Consider the following 18,084-nt stretch of genomic DNA (forward strand, 5'->3'; position numbering starts at 1 on the left):
CGTCTGTCGTCCTCTCCGTCGTCGTTCCTGGTCCGGTCGACGATGCCGGGCCGGGCGACCCGGGCGGCAGAGGCAGGCGTCCTACTTGTCCCGGACGTCGACCCGGGCGCGCAGCGCGGCGAGGCGGACCTCCGGGGGACCGGTCAGCTCGACCACCTCCGTGCCGCCGGTCAGGTCGGTGTCGTCGGACAGCTCGAGCAGGACCTCGTCCATGACCTCGCGCAGCTCGGGGTCCTCGTCCGGCGGTACGTCGATCGGCGAGGTCGGGTCGAGGGGGAGCAGCACCAGCAGGTCGGCGTGGCGCATCGCCGCGGCGCAGAGCTCGGCGCCCCGGCGGAGGTGGTCGGACGACGGTACGGGGCGGCCGAGCCGGTCGGCGGCCTCGAGGTAGGCCAGGAAGTCGAGGGGGCCGCGCTCGGCGATCACCGAGTGGTCGACCGGTGCGAGCAGGCGTGCCGCCGCGACCTGGAGCTGCTGGAAGAAGACGCCCGCACCGGGATCGGTGGGGTACTCGCCGAGCTCCTCGATCGGGTCGGGCCAGACCTCGACGTCCGGGTGCGCGGAGGAGAAGTCGCCGATCAGCGAGCTCTTGCCGCTCGCATGGGTTCCCGACACGACGATGAGCATGGGGGTGACCTTAGGGTCCTCGCCGTTGCGGGGCGAGACGTCGTCGACGGCCGGCGCGGGCTTGACCTTCGAGTTGGTCGAGGCCGGACGATGTGGGGGTGGCTGACCCGGAGTTGATGTCGATCGGCGCGTTCGCCAAGCGCGCCGGGCTGACGGCGAGCGCGTTGCGGTTCTACGACGATGCCGGTCTGATGCGTCCCGAGCAGGTCGACCCGATGACGGGATACCGGTTCTACAGCGAGTCGCAGCTGGTGCGTGCTTCGCAGCTGCGTCAGCTGCGTGAGATGGGGATGCCGCTGTCCACGATCGGCCGGTTCTTCACCGCCGGTGCCGCGGAGGCTGCCCGGCTCATCGACGAGCAGGTGGGCCAGGTCACCGCGGAGGCCAAGGAGATCCAGCAGACCGCGGCAACGCTCAAGGCGTCTCTCGGTGAGGATGCCTCCCTCACGCTGTGCGCCCTGCCGGGTCCGGTCCTCGCGGCGGCCGTCGATCAGGTCCTGGCCACCACGACGCGCGACCCCGAGGTCCCGGTGCTGGCCGGTGTCCACCTGGAGGCAGGTCCCGATGCGATCTCCCTGACCGCGACCGATCGCTACCGCCTCGCCACCCGGACGCTGGTGCCCATCCGGCCGTCGACCGTCTCGTGGGCAGGAACGCTGGCCGGGGACGATCTCCAGAGCGCCGTCTCGTGGCTCCGGCGACGTCCCACCGTGACCTTGGAGGCGGGCGAGCGGACGCTGGCCCTCCGCACCGCCGACGGTGCCGTGGCCCGGTGCCGCGTGCTGACGGAGGTCTTCCCTGACCACAGGCTCCTGATCGGGTCCCTCCCCGCCGTGACCCATCGCGTGACCGTCCAGGCGCAGCAGGTCCTCGCGGCGCTGGGGCAAGCGCCGGCGACCGTCGGACTGCGGACCGCGGACGGCCGGCCGAGTCTCCTGCTCTCCGGGACCGCCATGGCGCTGCACGGCACCGCGACCGGTCCCGACCTGACGGTCTGGTTCGAGCTGGCCACGCTGTACCCCGCGTTGAGCCAGGCGCTCGGCAACGACGTGATGGTCGATCTTCGCGGTCCTGACCTGCCCGCCACGGTCCGGTCGGCGGACGACGGCGACCTCACCGCGCTCGTCATGCCCTGCCGGTCCGATCCCTCATGACCGACCCTGCCGCGACGCCCGATCCGACGATGGAGGCGATCGGCGACGCTGTGCTCCTCGGGCGCGAGGGCGACCCCGAACCGGCGCGGCGCGCACTGCTCGCCCTCTGGCGACAGATCGGGGTCGCGGGCGACCCGTTCCACCGCTGCACGCTCGCTCACTACCTGGCGGACCTCCACGAGGATCCCGCATCGGCGCTCATGTGGGACGTCCGCGCCCTCGACGCAGCCGATGCGCTCACCGACGAACGGGCCCAGCAGCACCACGCCGGCCTCCGCGTGGCCGGGTTCTACCCGAGCCTCTACCTCAACATCGCCGACAACCTCCGCCGCCTGGGCGCGTTCGAAGCGGCTGCCGAGTACATCGACCGCGCCGAGCAGCACACCTCCGCCCTGCCCGACGACGCCTACGGCACCACCGTCCGCTCCGCCGTCAGCGAGGTCCGCCAGGCCATCGACGACCGCGACCCGGCTCCTCGAGCGTCAGCGCCCGGGGCGGCCCGGTCCTCCGCCTAGGTCCCGAGCGAGGCGACGACCTGGCGCACGAAGGCGTCGACCGCCGGTGGGAGGGTACGCCGCGCCATCGTCTGCACCTGCAGGGTCCGGCGGCGCAGCTCGGGATTGCTCAAGGGGACGGTGCGGAAGCCGTCCCCGACCAGGTGCCGCGCGCTGAGGAGCCCGGTCAGCGTCACCGCTCCCGTACGCCGGGCCAGGGCGTTGAGCGCGGCCGACGAGTTGCTGGTCAGCACGGGCCCCAGGTGCAGTCCCTCCGCGGCGCACCCGATGTCGACGAGCTCGCGCAGGGTGCTGCCCCCGTCCATCAGCGCGAGCGGGTGCTCCCGGAGGTCGGCCAGCGAGATGCTGTCGCGGTCGCCGAGGGGGTGGCCGTCGGGGACCAGGGCGACGATCGGCTCGGCCGACGAGAACGCGACGTGGACCCCGAACGCCGGCGCCAGGCTGAAGGTCAGGGCGACGTCCGCCGTGCCGGTCGCGACGGCCTCGGTAGCGGCGGCCGGGTCGGTCACGGTCAGGTGCACGCGGGCGGCGGGGAAGTGCTCGCGGAAGCGCGCGATCTCGGCCGGGACGAAGTCCTCGACGAAGCCCTCGGTGCACGCCACGGTGACCAGGGCGCGGCCGGACTCGTGGAGGTCGCGGATCCGCTCCAGCAGGTCGCTCTCCTCGAGCAGCGTGCGGCGGGCGTGGTCGGCCAGCAGCCGGCCGGCCTCGGTCGGGACCATCCCGCGCGGATGCCGGTCGAACAGCCGGGTGCCGGTCTCCTGCTCCAGCCGGGCGATGTGCCGGCTGATCGCCGAGGCCGCGATGTGCAGGCTCTCCGAGGCCTCCGCGATCGAACCGGTGCGCGCCACCTCGACGAAGTAGCGGAGCGAGTCGCTGACGAGGTGCACGCGCACACAGTAGTTCTCGGATCGGCAACGGGGGCTTCGGGAATCGGCGATGGTCACGCGACCGTGGCTGCGCTTGGCTGGACGGGTGGAGAGTGCCCTGACCCGTGCGCGGGCGATCGAGCTCGCCGAGGACCACCTCGAGTCGGGCGCGCTGCTGCGCGAGCTGGAGCGCAAGGTCGCCTACCCGACCGAGAGCGAGTCCGGCGAGCGCGGTGACGTGCACCGCGACTACCTGCGCGAGGAGATCGTGCCGGGCCTGGAGCGTTGCGGGTTCACGTGGCGCCTCGTGGACAACCCGGTGGCGGAGCGGCCGCCGTACCTGGTGGCGCGGCGGGTCGAGGACCCCGCGCTGCGCACGGTGCTCGTCTACGGCCACGGCGACGTCGTCCTGGGCGACGCCGAGCGGTGGACCGCGCCGTGGTCGCCCTGGCGGCTCGTGGTGGACGGCGACCGCTGGTACGGCCGCGGCTCGTGCGACAACAAGGGCCAGCACGCGATCAACCTCGCCGCGCTGGAGCAGGTGCTGCGCGTGCGGGAGGGACGGCTCGGGTTCAACGTCACGGTGCTGATGGACATGGGGGAGGAGATCGGCTCGCCCGGTCTGCGCGAGGTCTGCACGGCGCTGGCCGGCGACGAGCTCGCCGCCGACGTGCTCATCGCCTCGGACGGGACCCGGGTCGCGGAGGCCAGCCCGACGCTCGTGCTCGGCACCCGGGGCGAGGTGTCGTTCACGCTGCGCGCGGCGCTGCGTCCGCGCGGCTACCACTCGGGCAACTGGGGCGGCCTGCTCGCCAATCCCGCGGTCCTGCTGGCGAACGCGCTCGCCACGATGGTCGACGCGCGGGGCCGGATCCTCGTCGAGGAACTGCGCCCGCCGGCGATCCCGGACCCGGTCCGGGCGATCCTGGGCACGATCGAGATCGACGGCGGGCCCTCGGCGCCGCCGATCGAGGAGTGGGGCGAGCCCGGCCTGAGCGCCCCCGAGCAGCTCTACGGCTGGAACACGCTCGAGGTGCTGGGCCTGTCGGCGGGCGCGGCGACCGGGCCCCAGAACGCCATCCCCGGCACGGCCTCGGCGCGGTGCCAGCTGCGGTTCGTCGTGGGCACCGACCACACCGCGGTCGGTACGACGGTCCGAGCGCACCTCGACGCGCACGGGTTCGAGCAGGTGGTGGTCGAGGTCGATCCCGAGATCACCGCCGCGACCCGCCTGGACCACGACGACCCGTGGGTCGGGTGGGCGGCGGCGTCGGTGGAGCGGACGACCGGGAAGGTGCCGACGATCCTCCCGAACCTCGGCGGCACCTTCCCCAACGACTGCTTCGCCGACGTCCTCGGCATCCCGACGATCTGGGTTCCGCACTCCTACCCGGGGTGCTCGCAGCACGCGCCCGACGAGCACCTGCTGGCGAGCCTGGCCAAGGAGGCGCTCGGCATCATGGCCGGACTGTTCTGGGACCTCGGGGAGACGCCGACTCCCTTGCGCTAACATGTTTATCAACATGGCAAGCAAGGGAGTCGCACGATGAAGGCAGCCGACCTCGGGTTGATCCAGGTGCTCGGCTCGCCGACCCTGTCCCCGGACGGGCACTGCGCGGTGGTCTCGGTCGAGCGGGCCGACCTGGCGACGGACCGCTACCTCGCGGACCTGTGGCGGGTGCCTGTCGACGGCGCGGAGCCCTCCCGGATCACCTCCGGCGAGCTCGATCGCGAGCCGCGCTGGTCGCCCGACGGCCGCTGGCTCGCGTTCACGCGCTCGGTGCCGGGCTCGGGACCCCAGCTCCACCTCCTCCCGCACGACGGCGGCACGCCCCGCGTGCTCACCAGCCATCCCCTCGGCGTCTCCTCGCCGCAGTGGTCGCCGGACTCGACGGCGATCGCGTACGTCGCGCGCGTGCCCGAGCCGGGCCGCTACGTCGCGCCGATCGCGCGGACGGCATCCTCCGAGCCGCCGCGCCGGATCACCGGACTGCGCTACCGCGAGGACGGCATCGGCTACGTGCTCGACCGTCCGAAGCAGGTCTTCACCGTCGCCGTCGCCGACGGCGCGGTCACCCAGCACACCACCGAGGCCGCCGACCACGACGGCCCCGCGTGGAGCCCGGACGGCACGCGGCTGGCGTTCGTCGCGGCTCGGCACGCCGACCGGGACACGGTGCCGGCGCGCGACGTCTTCGTGCGGGACCTGGGCGAGCGCCGGACGACCGTGGTGACGCGGACCGACCTGCGCGCGAGCCATCCCGCCTTCAGCGCGGACGGCGACCACGTCTACTTCCTCGGCACCGAGACCGGCGGGGAGCTCAACGAGACGTACTTCAACCCGACCTCGCTCTGGGTCACCGCGCTGGGCGGGGCCGAGCCGGCGCCGGCGACCCGCCTGACCGACGCGGACACGACGGACCTGGTCCCGCAGCCGCTCACCGTGACCGGCACGGGCGTGCTGGCGCTGGTCGGGAGGCGCGGGGCCGTCGACCTGGTGCAGGTGGCGCCGGACGGCGCCGTCGCCGACGTGGTCGCCGGGCCCACCCACGTCCTCGGGTACGACGTCCGCGACGGGCTGGTCGTGGCCGCCGTCGCGAGCGACACCGAGGCCGGCGAGCTCCACGCCGTCACGCCCGACGGCTCGCGCCGCCTCACGTCGTTCGGCGCACCGCTCGTCGCCGCCGGCCCGCTCGCGCGGATGCACGAGGTGAGCGGCACGGCCGCCGACGGCTACCCGGTGCACGGGTGGGTGCTGCGTCCCGAGGGCGACGGTCCGTTCCCGGTCGTCCTCGCCGTGCACGGCGGACCGTTCCGCGCCTTCGGCTGGCGCCTGCTCGACCAGGCTCAGGCCTGCGTCGACGCGGGCTACGTCGTGGTGATGGGCAACCCGCGCGGCTCCTCCGGCTACGGCGCCGAGCACGGCCGGGCGGTACGCCACGCCTTCGGCGACGTCGACGTCCAGGACCTGACCGCGCTCGTCGACCTCGCCGTCGAGGAGTTCGCCGGCGACCCCGACCGGGTCGGCGTGATCGGGGCGTCGTACGGCGGCTTCATGGCCGCCTGGCTCGCCGCGCGCTCCGACCGCTTCGCCTCGGCGATCGTCGACCGCGCCACCGTGGAGTGGAACGACGCCGACATCGACGACGACGTGGACTACACGCACCTCTACATCGGGACCGACCCGGAGGTGCAGCGGCTGAAGTCGCCGCTGACCTACGCCGAGGACGTCGCGATCCCGGTCCTGGTGGTGGTCGCCGAGCAGGACCTGCGCTGCCCGCCGGCCCAGGGCCGCCGGTTCTTCTCGGCGCTGCACCGCGCGGGGAAGCGCACCGAGCTGCTGTCGTTCCCGGGCGCCAGCCACATGTTCCACGACAGCGGGCTGCCGCGGCACCGGCAGGCCCGCCTCGACGCGATCATCGCGTGGTTCGACGAGACCCTGAAGCCTGGTGGCAACGGCCGGAGCGACGCCGGATGAGCCTGGCGATCGACGGCCCGGCGGCGCGCTCGCTCGCCGACACGGCGTTCGACGTACGGATCACCGGTGCGGTGCCGGGGGAGTCCGTCGCCCTCGTGGTCGACCTGCCGTCGTACCAGGGGGCTGACTGGTCGGGCCGGTTCACCGCCACGGCCGACGAACACGGTGTGGTCGACCTCGCGACCACCGCTCTCGACGGGTTCGCGGACGCCGATCCCACCACCCTGCTGTGGGCGCTGGAGGCGCGACCGGGCTCCGCGGCCGGACCGGCGCCGGCCGAGCACGAGCTCGGCTGGACCCTCCGCGTGGAGCAGGGCGACCGCTCCGCCGTCGCGCACTACGCCCGCGAGCTCCGCGGTCCCGGGGTGCGCGTCGAGGATCTCCCGTCACCCCTGGCCGGGCGGCTGTTCCTCCCGGCCGAGCCCGGTCCGCGGCCCGCGGTGATCAGCCTGTCCGGGTCCGGCGGCGGCATCAACGAGGAGGAGGCCGCGCTGCTCGCCAGCCGTGGCTTCGTGTGCCTCGCCCTCGCCTGCTTCAACTACCCCAGCCGGCCCGACGACCTCTACGAGCTCCCCCTCGAGTACGTCGCCGACGCCGTCGCCTGGCTCGCGGCCCGCGACGAGGTGCGCGCGGACGCGATCGCGGTCAAGGGTCAGTCGCGCGGAGCCGAGCTCAGCCTGCTCGTCGCCGCGCACGTCCCCGGCATCCGGGCCGCGGCCGCCGTCGTCCCCTCCGGCTACGTCTGGGGATCGTTCACCTCCGACGGCCGCGACGGCGCCGCGTGGACGCTCGCCGGCCACCCCGTACCGCCCGTCCCCGACGACGGCCTGGTCTCCGGCGGGTCCACGACGACACCGACCGGCATCGCCGCCGCGCCGGGCTTCCGAGCCGCGGTCGCGGCGGCCGCACCGGACGACCTGGACCGGGCGACGATCCCCATCGAGCGGTTCGCCGGCCCGGTGCTGCTGCTCTGCGGAGGTGCCGACCTGATGTGGGACTCGGCCGAGCTGAGCGACGTCCTGCTGCGCCGCCGGCTCGCCGCGGGCACCGCGGCGGTGACCCGCCGGCTGGTGTTCCCGGACGCCGGTCACAACCTCGGTCTGCCCTTCACACCGGTCGTCACGAGGTCGGTCCACCCGGTCAACGACGTCGCCTACGCCTATGGCGGGACCCGCCCCGGGACCGCACGGGCGCGTGCCGACGCGTGGAGCGCATTGATCGACTTCCTGAAGACGTCGCTGTCATGATGGGCGCGCTCGTACGTCGGAAGTGGGAGAAGGCACGATGAGGGACGCCGCGCACGGTGGTCTGGCCGCCATGGTCTACGCCGACATCAAGGCCCGGATCCTGACCGGACAGGTCCGCCCGGGCGACGTCCTGGCGGCCCACCAGATCGCCCAGGAGATGGAGGTCAGCCGCACCCCCGCCCACGAGGCGCTCAAGCGGCTGGTCGCCGAGGGCTACCTCGTCGCACAGCCCCGCATCGGCTACACCGTCACCCCGATCAACCTCGACGAGATCCGCGACCTGTTCCAGATCCGGGTCCGCCTCGAGTGCCTCGCCGCCGAGCTGGCCGCGGCCGCCTTCACCCCGGCCGACGCCGCCGCCTTCGAGTCCGCCCACGCCAACGCCATGGCCGAGGTCAAGCGCCTCGAAGGACGCTCGCCCAACGACCCCGAGGTCGTCGAGACGATGAGTGGACTGCACCGGCAGTTCCACCAGATGGTCGCGGGCATGTCCGGCAACCGCCGCCTGACCGCGATGATCGGCACGCTCCAGGACGAGATGCAGCGGTTCTGGGCGCTGGTGCCCGGCTACCTGAGCCAGTCCTACGTGTTCTTCAACGACCCCGAGCACCAGGAGACCTACGACGCGATCGCGGCCAAGGACGCGGACCGGGCCCGGGCGTCCGTCGTACGGCATCTGCGGGACAACCTGCGCCACCTCTTCGACGCGCTCTTCCCGGACGAGCCGGCCGGTGGGCCGATCGACCCGCCGTGGGACGTCACCGACGACCCGCGCTGGCTCGCGGCGACGGCCCGGGACAAGAGCTCCTAGCCGCTCCGTCTCAACCTTCTCGGCGTCCCGGTCGTATCAGTGCTGACAGGGCGTGGAGAGGGAGCGATGCAGCAGCACGAGTTCGACGCGTTCGTGGACGGGGAGCTGCCCCGGCTGCTCGGCTACGCCCGGGCGCTGACGGGCTCCGACCACGACGCGTGGGACCTCGTCCAGGACGCGCTGGTCCGGATGTCGCGGCACTGGTCGCGCATCCGCCGCGACGGGAACCCCGCGGCGTACGCCCGGACCACGCTGGTGCGGCTCCACATCGACAGTCGCCGGCGGCGCCGGCGTGAGGTGCTGACCGACGCCGTCCCGGAGATGGTGGGTGTGGAGGCGGCCGAGGCGGCGGTGGGCGGGCTCGACGAGTGGGTGCTCGCGGCCCTGGCCGAGCTGACCCCGCGCCAGCGCACGGCCGTGCTGCTGCGGCACCTCGACGACCTGGACCTCGCCTCGATCGCCGAGGTCATGAGCTGCTCGACCGGTACGGCGAAGAGCCACCTCTCGCGCGGCATGGAACGGCTCCGCGCCCACGTCCCCGCGGCCGGGCTCTCCGAGGAGGATCGCCATGGATGACCGGCTGCACGAGGCGTTGCGGGCCGCGGCCGCGCCGCGCGGGGTGGACGACGCCGACCGGGAGCGGATGCGGGCGGCGGTGGCAGCGGCCCGGCACCGGCGCTCGGTGCGGATGACCGTGCTGGGGGCGGTGGCGGCGGTGCTGGTGATCGTGGCGGCCGGGACGGTGCTGGGGGTGGTCGGGCCGGACGGGCGCGACGACCAGACCCGGCCGGCCGGACCCTCCGGCCGGGACGTGGCGCCGACCGGGGACTGGGCGCCGATCGCGGCCTCGCCGCTGGCGGGCAGTGCGAACGCCGTGGGGGTGTGGACCGGCACCGAGCTGGTCGTCGCGGGTGGGGAGGAAGGGCCCGTGTGCCCGCCGATCGCCGACTGCTACCGGTCCGGTACGCCGTCCGCGCAGGCCGCCGCCTACGACCCGGCCGCAGACACCTGGCGGCTGCTGCCGCCGGCGCCGCAGCCGCTCGGGCCCGGGTTCGGGGCCTGGCTCGGGGACCGCGCCCTGCTCGTCGGCGCGGCCTCGGGGGTGACCCTGCTCCTCGACCCGGCGACGGGGACGTGGGAGCAGGTCCAGGACGTCCCCGGGCACGTGATCGACGGCGGGCTGGTCGTCATCCCCAGCAAGGACGTCAAGGACGGCGCCGACGATGCCGTCCGCTTCTCCTACGACAAGCGCGGCACCGCGTCGCCCGACTACCGCTTCGACGGCGCGACCGGGACCTGGGCGCCGCTGCCGGCCGACCCGTTCGGGGAGTCCTACGACCGGAGCATGGCGTGGTTCGACGGGCGGCTGTGGCTGCTCTCGATGGCGGCCGAGAACCACGTCGGCGCCTACGACGGGAAGCCGTCCCGGCTCGCCGTGCTCGAGGGCGACCGGTGGCGGGTCGTGGACCCCGCGACGCCCGACCTGACCCAGGGGCAGTGGTTGATCCCGCAGGGGGACCTGCTCGTCGCTGCCGAGAACTCCGACCCTCCGGCACGCAACCAGGCCTACGACCCCGCGACCGGTACGTGGCGCGAGTTCGTGCCCGCCGACCACGGCCACCCCGGGCTGCCCGACGCGCCGGACGCCGGCTGCCTCCTCGGAGCCGCTGCCGCCGGGCCTGCGTGGATCACCGCGGGTGACCGGCTGGTCTCCGCGCTCCCGCCCGACGCGCTGGAGGTCCCGCGCTGCCCCGGCCACGCGGCGTACCAGGTCGTCGCGTGGGCCGGCGAGCGGCTGATCCTGTGGGGCGGTCTGCCTGCGCAGGACTCGTCGGAGCCGGTCAACGACGGCCTGGTCTGGGTGCCCCGACGCCCCCGGTGACGCCTGCCGGTGCACCGGTCAGCCTCGCAGGCTGACCGGACTCTCCGTTCGCCCCCATTTCATGGGGGTTTTCGTTGTCGGATCCGTTGACATGTTTATCAACATGCTAGTACGTTCACACGACGCCGCCGCGGCGCGAAGCACCCTCCCGTCCACGAAGAGAGCGATCGATCCATGACCTTGCGCTCCACACTCCGATACGTCCTCGGACGTCTCGCTGGAGCGGCCATCCTGCTGGTCGTCTACTCCTTCGGGATCTACTCGCTGCTGGCGCTCGCGCCCGGCGACCCGGTGCGTCTGCTGCTGGGCAACCTCCCGGCGACGCCGGAGACGATGGAGGCCATCCGGGCGCGCTACAACCTCGACGACCCGTTCCTCCTGCAGTACTGGAACTGGCTCACGGACGCCGTGCACCTCGACCTGGGGCAGTCGGTCCTCACCGGCCAGGGCGTCTCGTCCGCGATCGTGGAGCGGGCCGGGGTCACCGTGCAGCTGGGTGCGCTGACCTTCCTGATCACCATGGCGCTGGGCATCCCGCTCGGGATGGTGGCCGGCCTGCGGCGCGGGCGGTTCGCCGACCGGCTGGTCTCGCAGCTGTCGATGATCTCGGTGAGCGCGCCGTCGTTCGCCGTCGGCATCCTGCTGATCATCGTGTTCGCCGGTCAGCTCAACTGGCTGCCGGCGATCGGTGCGGGTGACCCCGGGAGCGACCGGCTGCGGCACCTGATCCTGCCGGCGGTCGCGTTGAGCACGGCGACGATCGCGCTGGTGGTGCGCTACACGAGGACCGCCGTCATCGAGGTGGCCGGTCAGGACTACATCATCGCGGCCCGGGCGCGCGGGGTGAAGCCGTCGCGGCTGCTGTTCAACTACGTCCTGCGCAACTCGCTGGTCCCGGTGATCACCGCCGCGGGCGTGGTCCTGAGCTTCGTGATGGTCGGCGCCGTCGTGGTCGAGGCCACCTTCGCGCTGCCGGGCCTGGGCAGCCTGCTCGTCAGCGCGGTCCAGCAGAAGGACCTCCCGATCGTGCAAGGAGTGACGCTGGTGATCGCGGCGACCGTCTTCCTCATCAACCTGGTCACCGACCTCGCCTACCTCGCGGTCGACCCGCGCATCGCCGTGAGCGGAGAGAGCCGATGAGCATCGAGCTGACCGCCGGTTCCGACGCGCCGGCCCCGACCGTACGGCGTACCCGCCGCCGGCTCCCGTCGATCAGCGTCCTGCTGTGCATCGCCTACCTGTCGTGCATCGTCGTCGCCGGCCTGTTCGGCTCGATGCTGGTGCCGAACGCCAACGTGCAGTCCCTGACCGACGGTCTCCAGGGGATGTCCGGTGCGCACTGGCTGGGCACCGACGACCTGGGTCGCGACATCTTCGAGCGGGTCGTGCTCGGCGCGCGCACCGCGCTCTACGGACCGCTCATCATCGCGATCGGCGCGTTCGTCATCGGCTGCGTCCTGGGCCTGATCGCCGGCTACGTCGGCGGCCTGCCCGGCGGGATCATCATGCGCTGGGTCGACCTCATGTACGCCCTGCCCGGCGTGCTCGTCGCGATCGTCGCGATCGGTGTCCTGGGCGGCGGCTACTGGGTCGCGGTCGCGGTGATCATGATCCTCTCCGCGCCCTACGACACCCGCCTGGTGCGGGCGGCCGCGATCGAGCAGAAGTCGCGCCCGTACGTCGAAGCGGCCCGCACGCTCGGCATGTCCCGCACGCGCATCATGTTCCGCCACCTGCTGCCCAACGTGCTGCCGCTGGCCATCTCGCAGGCGTTCCTGAGCTTCGCCTTCGCCCTCATCAACCTGTCGGCGCTGTCGTTCCTCGGCCTCGGCTCGACGCCGGGCAGTGCCGACTGGGGAACCATGCTGGCCGAGAGCCAGGCCGTCCTGCTCGACAACCCGCTCACCGCGATCGGCCCGGCCCTCGCGATCATCTTCGCCGCCGTCAGCGTGAACGTCCTGGGCGACTACGTCTACGACCGCCTCTCCACGAAGGAAGGCCGCAATGACTGAGCCCGCCTCCCGCCTCCTCGACGTCGCCGGCCTGACGATCAGCCTGCGCACCGGCGACGAGGACCGGATCCTCGTCGACGGGGTCGACCTCCACGTCGACCGTGGCGAGACGATCGGCATCGTCGGCGAGTCCGGCAGCGGCAAGTCGCTGTCGGTCCGCTCCCTCCTGCAGCTGCTGCCGTCGGGGTTCACCGCGACCGGAACCGCGCAGCTGAGCGGGATCAACGTGCTCACCGCGTCCGAGCGCGACATGCGCAAGGTGGTGCGCGGCCGTGAGGCCAGCATGATCCTCCAGGACCCGTTCACGATGCTGAACCCGCTCATGCGGGTGGGTCGGCACCTCGAGGAGGTGCTGCGCGAGAAGCCCGAGTACCAGGCGATGTCGAAGCCGGAGCGCCAGGCCGAGGTGCAGCGCCGGCTCGAGGAGGTCGGCATCACCGACCCGTCCGTCGCGCGCCGCTACCCGTTCCAGCTCTCCGGTGGCATGCGCCAGCGGGTCGGCATCGCCGCGACGCTGGCGACCGACCCGGCGATGATCATCGCCGACGAGCCGACCACCGCACTGGACGCCGTGACGCAGCAGGAGATCCTCGAGCTGCTCATCTCGATCCAGCGGCAGCGCCGGATGTCGATGATCATGATCACCCACGACCTGCGGGTCGCGTTCGCGGCCTGCGACCGCGTCTATGTGATGTACGCCGGCGCCATGATGGAGGCCGGTCCCTCCGACGAGCTCTCCCGCTCGCCGCGACACCCCTACACACTGGGCCTCCTGGCCTCGGAGCCCCCGCTGGACCGCCGGCTCGCCCGGCTCCCCGTGATCAAGGGCGAGCTGCCGAGCGTGCGCGAGCGCCAGGTCGGCTGCCGCTTCGCCGAGCGCTGTGAGTGGGCGACCCCCGACTGCTCGCAGGAGCGCGTCCAGCTGGCGCCGATCGGCGACGACCGCGCGTCGGCCTGCCTGCGGGTCGGCGAGATCGGTGCCGAGCTCGACACCCGGTTCACGACGGTCGAGCACGGCGCGGAGGAGGTCGTCGCGCAGGACCTGTCCGCGCCCGTCATCGTCTCGCTCCAGGGCATCTCCAAGCAGTACGGCCACGGCAACACCGCGGTGTCGGCCCTCCGGGACGTCTCGCTCACGGTCCGCAAGGGGCAGGCCGTCGCCCTCGTCGGCGAGTCCGGCTCGGGCAAGACCACCCTGGGCCGCTGCCTGGTCGGGCTCGAGACCGTGACCACCGGCGCGGCCGAGGTGTTCGGGATCGACATCACCCAGGGCAGCCGGCTGCCGCGCTCCGACGTCCGGGCCTGGCGCTCGAAGGTGCAGTACGTCTTCCAGGACCCCTACTCCTCGCTCAACCCGCGGATGACCATCGGTCAGACCCTCGCGGAGGCCGGCCGCCAGGCCGCGCTGTTCGGCGACGAGAACGTGCTGTCGGTGCCCGAGGTGCTCGAGCGCGTCGGGCTCCGGCCCCAGTACGCCGCCCGGCGTCCCTCCGCGCTCTCCGGCGGTGAGCGCCAGCGGGTCGCGATCGGCCGCGCGCTGGCGCTCAACCCCGAGCTGCTGATCTGCGACGAGCCGGTCTCCGCCCTGGACGTGTCGGTCCAGGCGCAGGTGCTCAACCTGCTCAACGACATCCGCCGGGAGACAGGCATCGCCCTGCTCTTCATCACGCACGACCTGGCCGTGGTGCGCCAGGTTGCGGACACCGTCTACGTGCTCGAAAAGGGCCGGGTCGTGGAGACGGGGTCCGCGGAGATCTTGGACTCTCCGACCTCGGGATACACGAAGCAGCTGCTCGAAGCAGTGCCCAGAACGTCATCCGACTGGCTGGGGAAGCGCTCACAGATGGGTAAGGCATGAAAAGATCCGTCCGCACGCTCCGCATGGGTATCGCTGCCCTGGGGATCGTCCTGATCGCAGGTGCATGTGGCTCGTCCTCGGACGACAGCACCGGCGGAGACCACTCCGACGGCACCCTGACGATCGCCACCAGTGGCATCCGCAGCATGGACCCCGCGCGTCAGTACGACCAGCCGGCGCTCTGGGTCAACGGGCTCGCGCTCGAGGGCCTGATCAAGCTCGACAGCACCGGCAAGGTGCAGCCGGCGCTCGCGACCAAGGTCGACAACCCCGACCCGCTGACCTACGTCTACACCCTGCGTGAGGGCGTGAAGTTCTGGAACGGCGCCGAGGTCACCCCCGAGGACGTCGTCTACTCGCTCGACCGCTACCGCGACGAGACCGCCCAGACCGCGAGCAAGTACGCGTCGGTCGCCTCGGTCACCGCGACGGGGCCGATGGAGGTCACCGTCAAGCTCAAGCAGGCCGACTCGTCCTGGCAGTACACCCCGGCGTACGCCGGCCAGATCGTCGAGAAGAAGTTCGGCGAGGCCCATGACAAGGACCTCGGTGGACCGGGCGTCCTGACCATGGGCACCGGCCCGTGGCAGCCCAAGGACTTCAACTCCAGCGCCGGCATGACGTTCGTCAAGAACGACGCGTGGTGGGGTGCCGGCGAGGCCGGCACCGACTTCAAGGAGTCGTGGAAGACGGTCAAGCTCGTCTTCGCCGCGGCCGTCCCCGGTGCGGCCGCCGTCCGTGCGGGCGACGTCGACGGTGTCGTCGGCGGCGACGGTACGGCGTTCTCGGGCTCGAACGTCAAGCTCACCAAGGCGCCGACCGAGACGCTCGGCTACATCACGCTGCTGACCGACAAGGGCCCCCTGGCCGACGTGCACGTGCGTCGCGCCATCGCCCACCTGGTCGACCGCGAGGCGATCATCAAGTCGGCCCTCAAGGGCTTCGGTGACCCGGCGACGCAGATGGTCTCCGAGCGGGTGTGGACCGAGCTGCCGAAGGACGAGGTCTCCGCGGCCTACGACCAGATCGAGACCTACGACTACGACCTCGACGCCGCCAAGAGCGAGCTGGAGCAGTCGTCGTACAAGAAGGGCGAAAAGGTCGTGGCCGAGGTCATCTCGACCTACCCGTCGTTCGTGCGGTCGACCGAGATCCTCAAGGAGGAGGCTGCCAAGATCGGTCTCGAGATCGAGATCAAGGGCCTGCCCGGTGCCGAGTGGCTGACCAACTCGAGCAACCACACGACGGAGATGACGGTGTCGACGTACTCCAGTCTCTCGCCGGACCCGAACTTCTACCCGAACACGCTCATGCGTGCCGACGGCATCCCGGTGGGCGGCTCGAACTACGCCAACCTCGACGCGCCCGGGCTCGACGGGTTCGTCCGGGCCGCCAGCACGACGACGGCGCAGAGCAAGGAGCAGCTCGCCGCGGTCGTGGGTGCGCTCAAGGCGAACGCGTCGGAGGCGGCGTACATCCCGATCTACACGCAGCAGGCCGTGTTCGCGCACGACCCGAAGCTGTCGTTCGAGGGCTTCTCGCAGTACGCGATGGGCTCGCCGTACCCGCTCTACATCAAGTAGGCATCGCAGCAAGGCGTCGGTGTGCCGGTCCCCGAGCGGGGACCGGCACACCGGCGTCACCCAGCACAGGAGGAGGGTTGATGGAGACGGTTGCCAACCTCGGCGATCTCGCCGAGGTGCACGCAGGATCAACGGACCGGCTCGCGTTCGTGGACCTGCGGGTCCCGGACGCACCGGTGGGCTACACCTACCCCGAGCTCAGCAGGATGGTCACGGCGCTCGCCTCGCGGCTCGCCGGCGGCCCCTGGGCCGGCGGTGACCGGGTGGGGATCATGTCGGCCAACCGGTTCGAGTACGTCGTGGCGTACCTCGCCATCATGAAGGCCGGCCTGGTGGCCGTCCCGATCAACGTGCGCGCCGGCAGCGACGTGCTCGACCACGTCGTCGAGGACGCCGGCCTGGTGCTGACGTTCGTCGACGCCGCCGGGCGCGAGGCACTGGCCGGGCGGACGCCGAGCATCGACTTCGACGACCCGCAGGCACCGCTCCTCGCCGACCTGGCCGCCGTCCCCCACGACGCGGCGCTCGCCGCCCTCGCCGGGATCGGCCTGCCCGCGGACGGCCTCGCCGAGATCCTCTACACCTCCGGGTCGAGCGGACTGCCCAAGGGCGTGCCGCTGACCCACGAGGGTCAGCTGTGGGCGCTCCGCACCATCTCCGCCGAGCAGCCCCGCCGCATCGAGACCCAGATCATCGCCCAGCCGCTGTTCCACATGAACGGCCTCGTCACCCTGGGCCGGGGCCTCGCGCTGGGCTTCACGACCGTGATCTGCCCACGGTTCGACGCCGCGGCCTATGTCGACGCCATCGAGCGGTACGGCGTGACCGCGGTCGCCGCCGTCCCGACGATGTGGATCCGGGTACTGCGCGTGGTCGGCGACGACCCGTCCCCGCTGCGGTCCGTGCGGGCGCTGTCGCTCGGCTCGGCGCCGATCACCGAGGAGCAGGTGGGCCGGATCGCCGACGCGATCCCGGACGCCGCGGTCGTGGTCTCCTACGGCACGACCGAGACCGGACCGGCGATCTTCGGCGCGCACCCCGACGGGATCCCGCGGCCGCCGCTCGCGCTCGGTCACCCGCTCCCCGGCTCCGAGGTGCGCCTCGTCGACGGCCCGGACGACGACCACGGCGTGCTGACGATGCGCAACCCCGCCGTGACCGGCGGCTACCGCGGTCTGCCGCAGCTGACGGAGCGCGCGTTCGCGGGCGGCTGGTACTACAGCGGCGACGTGATGCGCCGCGACGAGCAGGGCTTCTACTACTTCGTGGGCCGCGCCGACGACATGTTCGTGTGCGGCGGCGAGAACATCTACCCGGGTGAGCTCGAGACGATCCTCGAGCGGCACCCGTCCATCGCCCATGCGGCCGTCGTGTCCCTCCCGGACGACGAGCGCGGGCGGATCCCGGTCGCCTTCCTCGTGACGAGCGCGGGCTCGCACCTGACCGCCGACGCGGTGAAGGCGTTCGTGATCGAGCAGGCGCCGGCGTACCTGTACCCGCGGCGCGTCGCGATCGTCGACGAGCTGCCCCTGGCCGGGACCAACAAGATCGACAAGCGGCGGCTCCACGAGATCGCGGAGCAGCTGGAGACGAGCAACGAAGGATGGTTGGCATGACGAGCACCGAGACGTTGGACCGCAGCCCGGCCGGGCTGGACGCACTGCTCCGGACCTCGCCCTACAACGAGTTCCTGGGGCTGCGGTGCACGGCCGCCGACCCCGAGGCGGGCACGCTGGTGCTGGAGATGCCGCTGCGCCCCGAGCTGGAGCGCATCGGTGGCGAGCCGCAGTTCCACGGCGGCCCCGTCGCCTCGCTGATCGACACCGCGGCCGTGTTCGCGACGATCGTGGCGACCGGCGTCGTACCGCCGACGGTGAACCTGCGGGTCGACTACCTGCGGCCCTCCAGCGGGTCGCGGCTCATCGCCACGGCGACCGTACGACGGGCGGGCCGCAGCGTCGGCGTCGCCGACGTCGACGTCACCGACGAGCAGGGCCGGCTGACCGCGATCGGGCGGGCCACGTTGAGCACCGCCACCGGCTAGCCCC

16 protein-coding genes are annotated in these 18,084 nt (G+C 72.5%); 14 read left to right on the forward strand and 2 right to left on the reverse strand.

The genetic code is table 11. From position 1 onward, the window contains the following. Positions 1–81: 81 nt before the first annotated feature. Positions 82–627 carry an AAA family ATPase gene (locus M0M48_RS26910; protein WP_257753486.1) on the reverse strand — a complete coding sequence of 182 codons (546 nt, stop codon included), beginning with the start codon at positions 625–627 and terminating at the stop codon, positions 82–84. Positions 628–725: 98 nt separating this feature from the next. On the opposite strand from M0M48_RS26910, the gene M0M48_RS26915 reads away from it, so the two are divergent. Both M0M48_RS26915 and M0M48_RS26920 read left to right on the forward strand, forming a co-directional pair. Then, entirely contained in the window at positions 726–1,781 is a 1,056-nt protein-coding gene (locus M0M48_RS26915; RefSeq protein WP_257753487.1) for a DNA polymerase III subunit beta family protein, read from the forward strand. After that, positions 1,778–2,296, forward strand: a complete 519-nt coding sequence (locus M0M48_RS26920) for a hypothetical protein (RefSeq protein WP_257753488.1) — start codon at positions 1,778–1,780, stop codon at positions 2,294–2,296. Before M0M48_RS26915 ends, M0M48_RS26920 begins: the two co-directional genes overlap by 4 nt. On the opposite strand, the gene M0M48_RS26925 is transcribed toward M0M48_RS26920, so the two are convergent. Continuing rightward, entirely contained in the window at positions 2,293–3,186 is an 894-nt protein-coding gene (locus tag M0M48_RS26925; protein ID WP_257753489.1) for a LysR family transcriptional regulator, read from the reverse strand. The two genes, M0M48_RS26920 and M0M48_RS26925, sit on opposite strands and share 4 nt — an antisense overlap. An 85-nt stretch (positions 3,187–3,271) precedes the next feature. Between M0M48_RS26925 and M0M48_RS26930 the strand changes: the two genes are divergently transcribed. The 12 genes from M0M48_RS26930 to M0M48_RS26985 all read left to right on the forward strand — a co-directional run bounded on the left by M0M48_RS26930 (position 3,272) and on the right by M0M48_RS26985 (position 18,080). Continuing rightward, complete coding sequence (locus M0M48_RS26930; RefSeq protein ID WP_257753490.1) at positions 3,272–4,675, forward strand: M20 family metallopeptidase; 1,404 nt, start codon at positions 3,272–3,274, stop codon at positions 4,673–4,675. A 36-nt stretch (positions 4,676–4,711) separates the two neighbouring features. Continuing rightward, complete coding sequence (locus M0M48_RS26935) at positions 4,712–6,643, forward strand: S9 family peptidase (RefSeq protein WP_257753491.1); 1,932 nt, start codon at positions 4,712–4,714, stop codon at positions 6,641–6,643. Next, a complete protein-coding gene (locus M0M48_RS26940) occupies positions 6,640–7,890 on the forward strand; it encodes an acyl-CoA thioester hydrolase/BAAT C-terminal domain-containing protein (RefSeq protein WP_257753492.1) in 1,251 nt (416 codons plus the stop codon). The genes M0M48_RS26935 and M0M48_RS26940 overlap by 4 nt, the downstream gene beginning before the upstream one ends. 37 nt (positions 7,891–7,927) lie before the next feature. Further along, positions 7,928–8,701: a GntR family transcriptional regulator gene (locus tag M0M48_RS26945; RefSeq protein WP_257753493.1), complete on the forward strand. Its 774-nt coding sequence runs from the start codon at positions 7,928–7,930 to the stop codon at positions 8,699–8,701. A 66-nt stretch (positions 8,702–8,767) separates the two neighbouring features. Beyond that, the gene (locus tag M0M48_RS26950; RefSeq protein ID WP_257753494.1) at positions 8,768–9,277 is read left to right on the forward strand and encodes a SigE family RNA polymerase sigma factor; all 510 of its coding nucleotides are present in this window, start codon (positions 8,768–8,770) and stop codon (positions 9,275–9,277) included. Further along, positions 9,270–10,583, forward strand: a complete 1,314-nt coding sequence (locus M0M48_RS26955) for a hypothetical protein (RefSeq protein ID WP_257753495.1) — start codon at positions 9,270–9,272, stop codon at positions 10,581–10,583. The genes M0M48_RS26950 and M0M48_RS26955 overlap by 8 nt, the downstream gene beginning before the upstream one ends. Before the next feature lie 174 nt (positions 10,584–10,757). Beyond that, on the forward strand, positions 10,758–11,723 hold the full coding sequence (locus M0M48_RS26960) for an ABC transporter permease (RefSeq protein WP_215813801.1): 966 nt from the start codon (positions 10,758–10,760) through the stop codon (positions 11,721–11,723). Next, the gene (locus M0M48_RS26965) at positions 11,720–12,595 is read left to right on the forward strand and encodes an ABC transporter permease (RefSeq protein WP_257753496.1); all 876 of its coding nucleotides are present in this window, start codon (positions 11,720–11,722) and stop codon (positions 12,593–12,595) included. Before M0M48_RS26960 ends, M0M48_RS26965 begins: the two co-directional genes overlap by 4 nt. Continuing rightward, positions 12,588–14,453, forward strand: a complete 1,866-nt coding sequence (locus M0M48_RS26970) for a dipeptide ABC transporter ATP-binding protein (protein WP_215813799.1) — start codon at positions 12,588–12,590, stop codon at positions 14,451–14,453. The genes M0M48_RS26965 and M0M48_RS26970 overlap by 8 nt, the downstream gene beginning before the upstream one ends. Positions 14,454–14,476: 23 nt before the next feature. Beyond that, complete coding sequence (locus M0M48_RS26975; RefSeq protein WP_257753497.1) at positions 14,477–16,036, forward strand: ABC transporter substrate-binding protein; 1,560 nt, start codon at positions 14,477–14,479, stop codon at positions 16,034–16,036. Positions 16,037–16,116: 80 nt separating this feature from the next. Then, on the forward strand, positions 16,117–17,652 hold the full coding sequence (locus M0M48_RS26980; protein ID WP_257753498.1) for a class I adenylate-forming enzyme family protein: 1,536 nt from the start codon (positions 16,117–16,119) through the stop codon (positions 17,650–17,652). Continuing rightward, complete coding sequence (locus tag M0M48_RS26985) at positions 17,649–18,080, forward strand: PaaI family thioesterase (protein WP_215813796.1); 432 nt, start codon at positions 17,649–17,651, stop codon at positions 18,078–18,080. Before M0M48_RS26980 ends, M0M48_RS26985 begins: the two co-directional genes overlap by 4 nt. Positions 18,081–18,084 lie beyond the last annotated feature (4 nt).

The organism is Pimelobacter simplex, assembly GCF_024662235.1.
Classification (GTDB): domain Bacteria; phylum Actinomycetota; class Actinomycetes; order Propionibacteriales; family Nocardioidaceae; genus Nocardioides.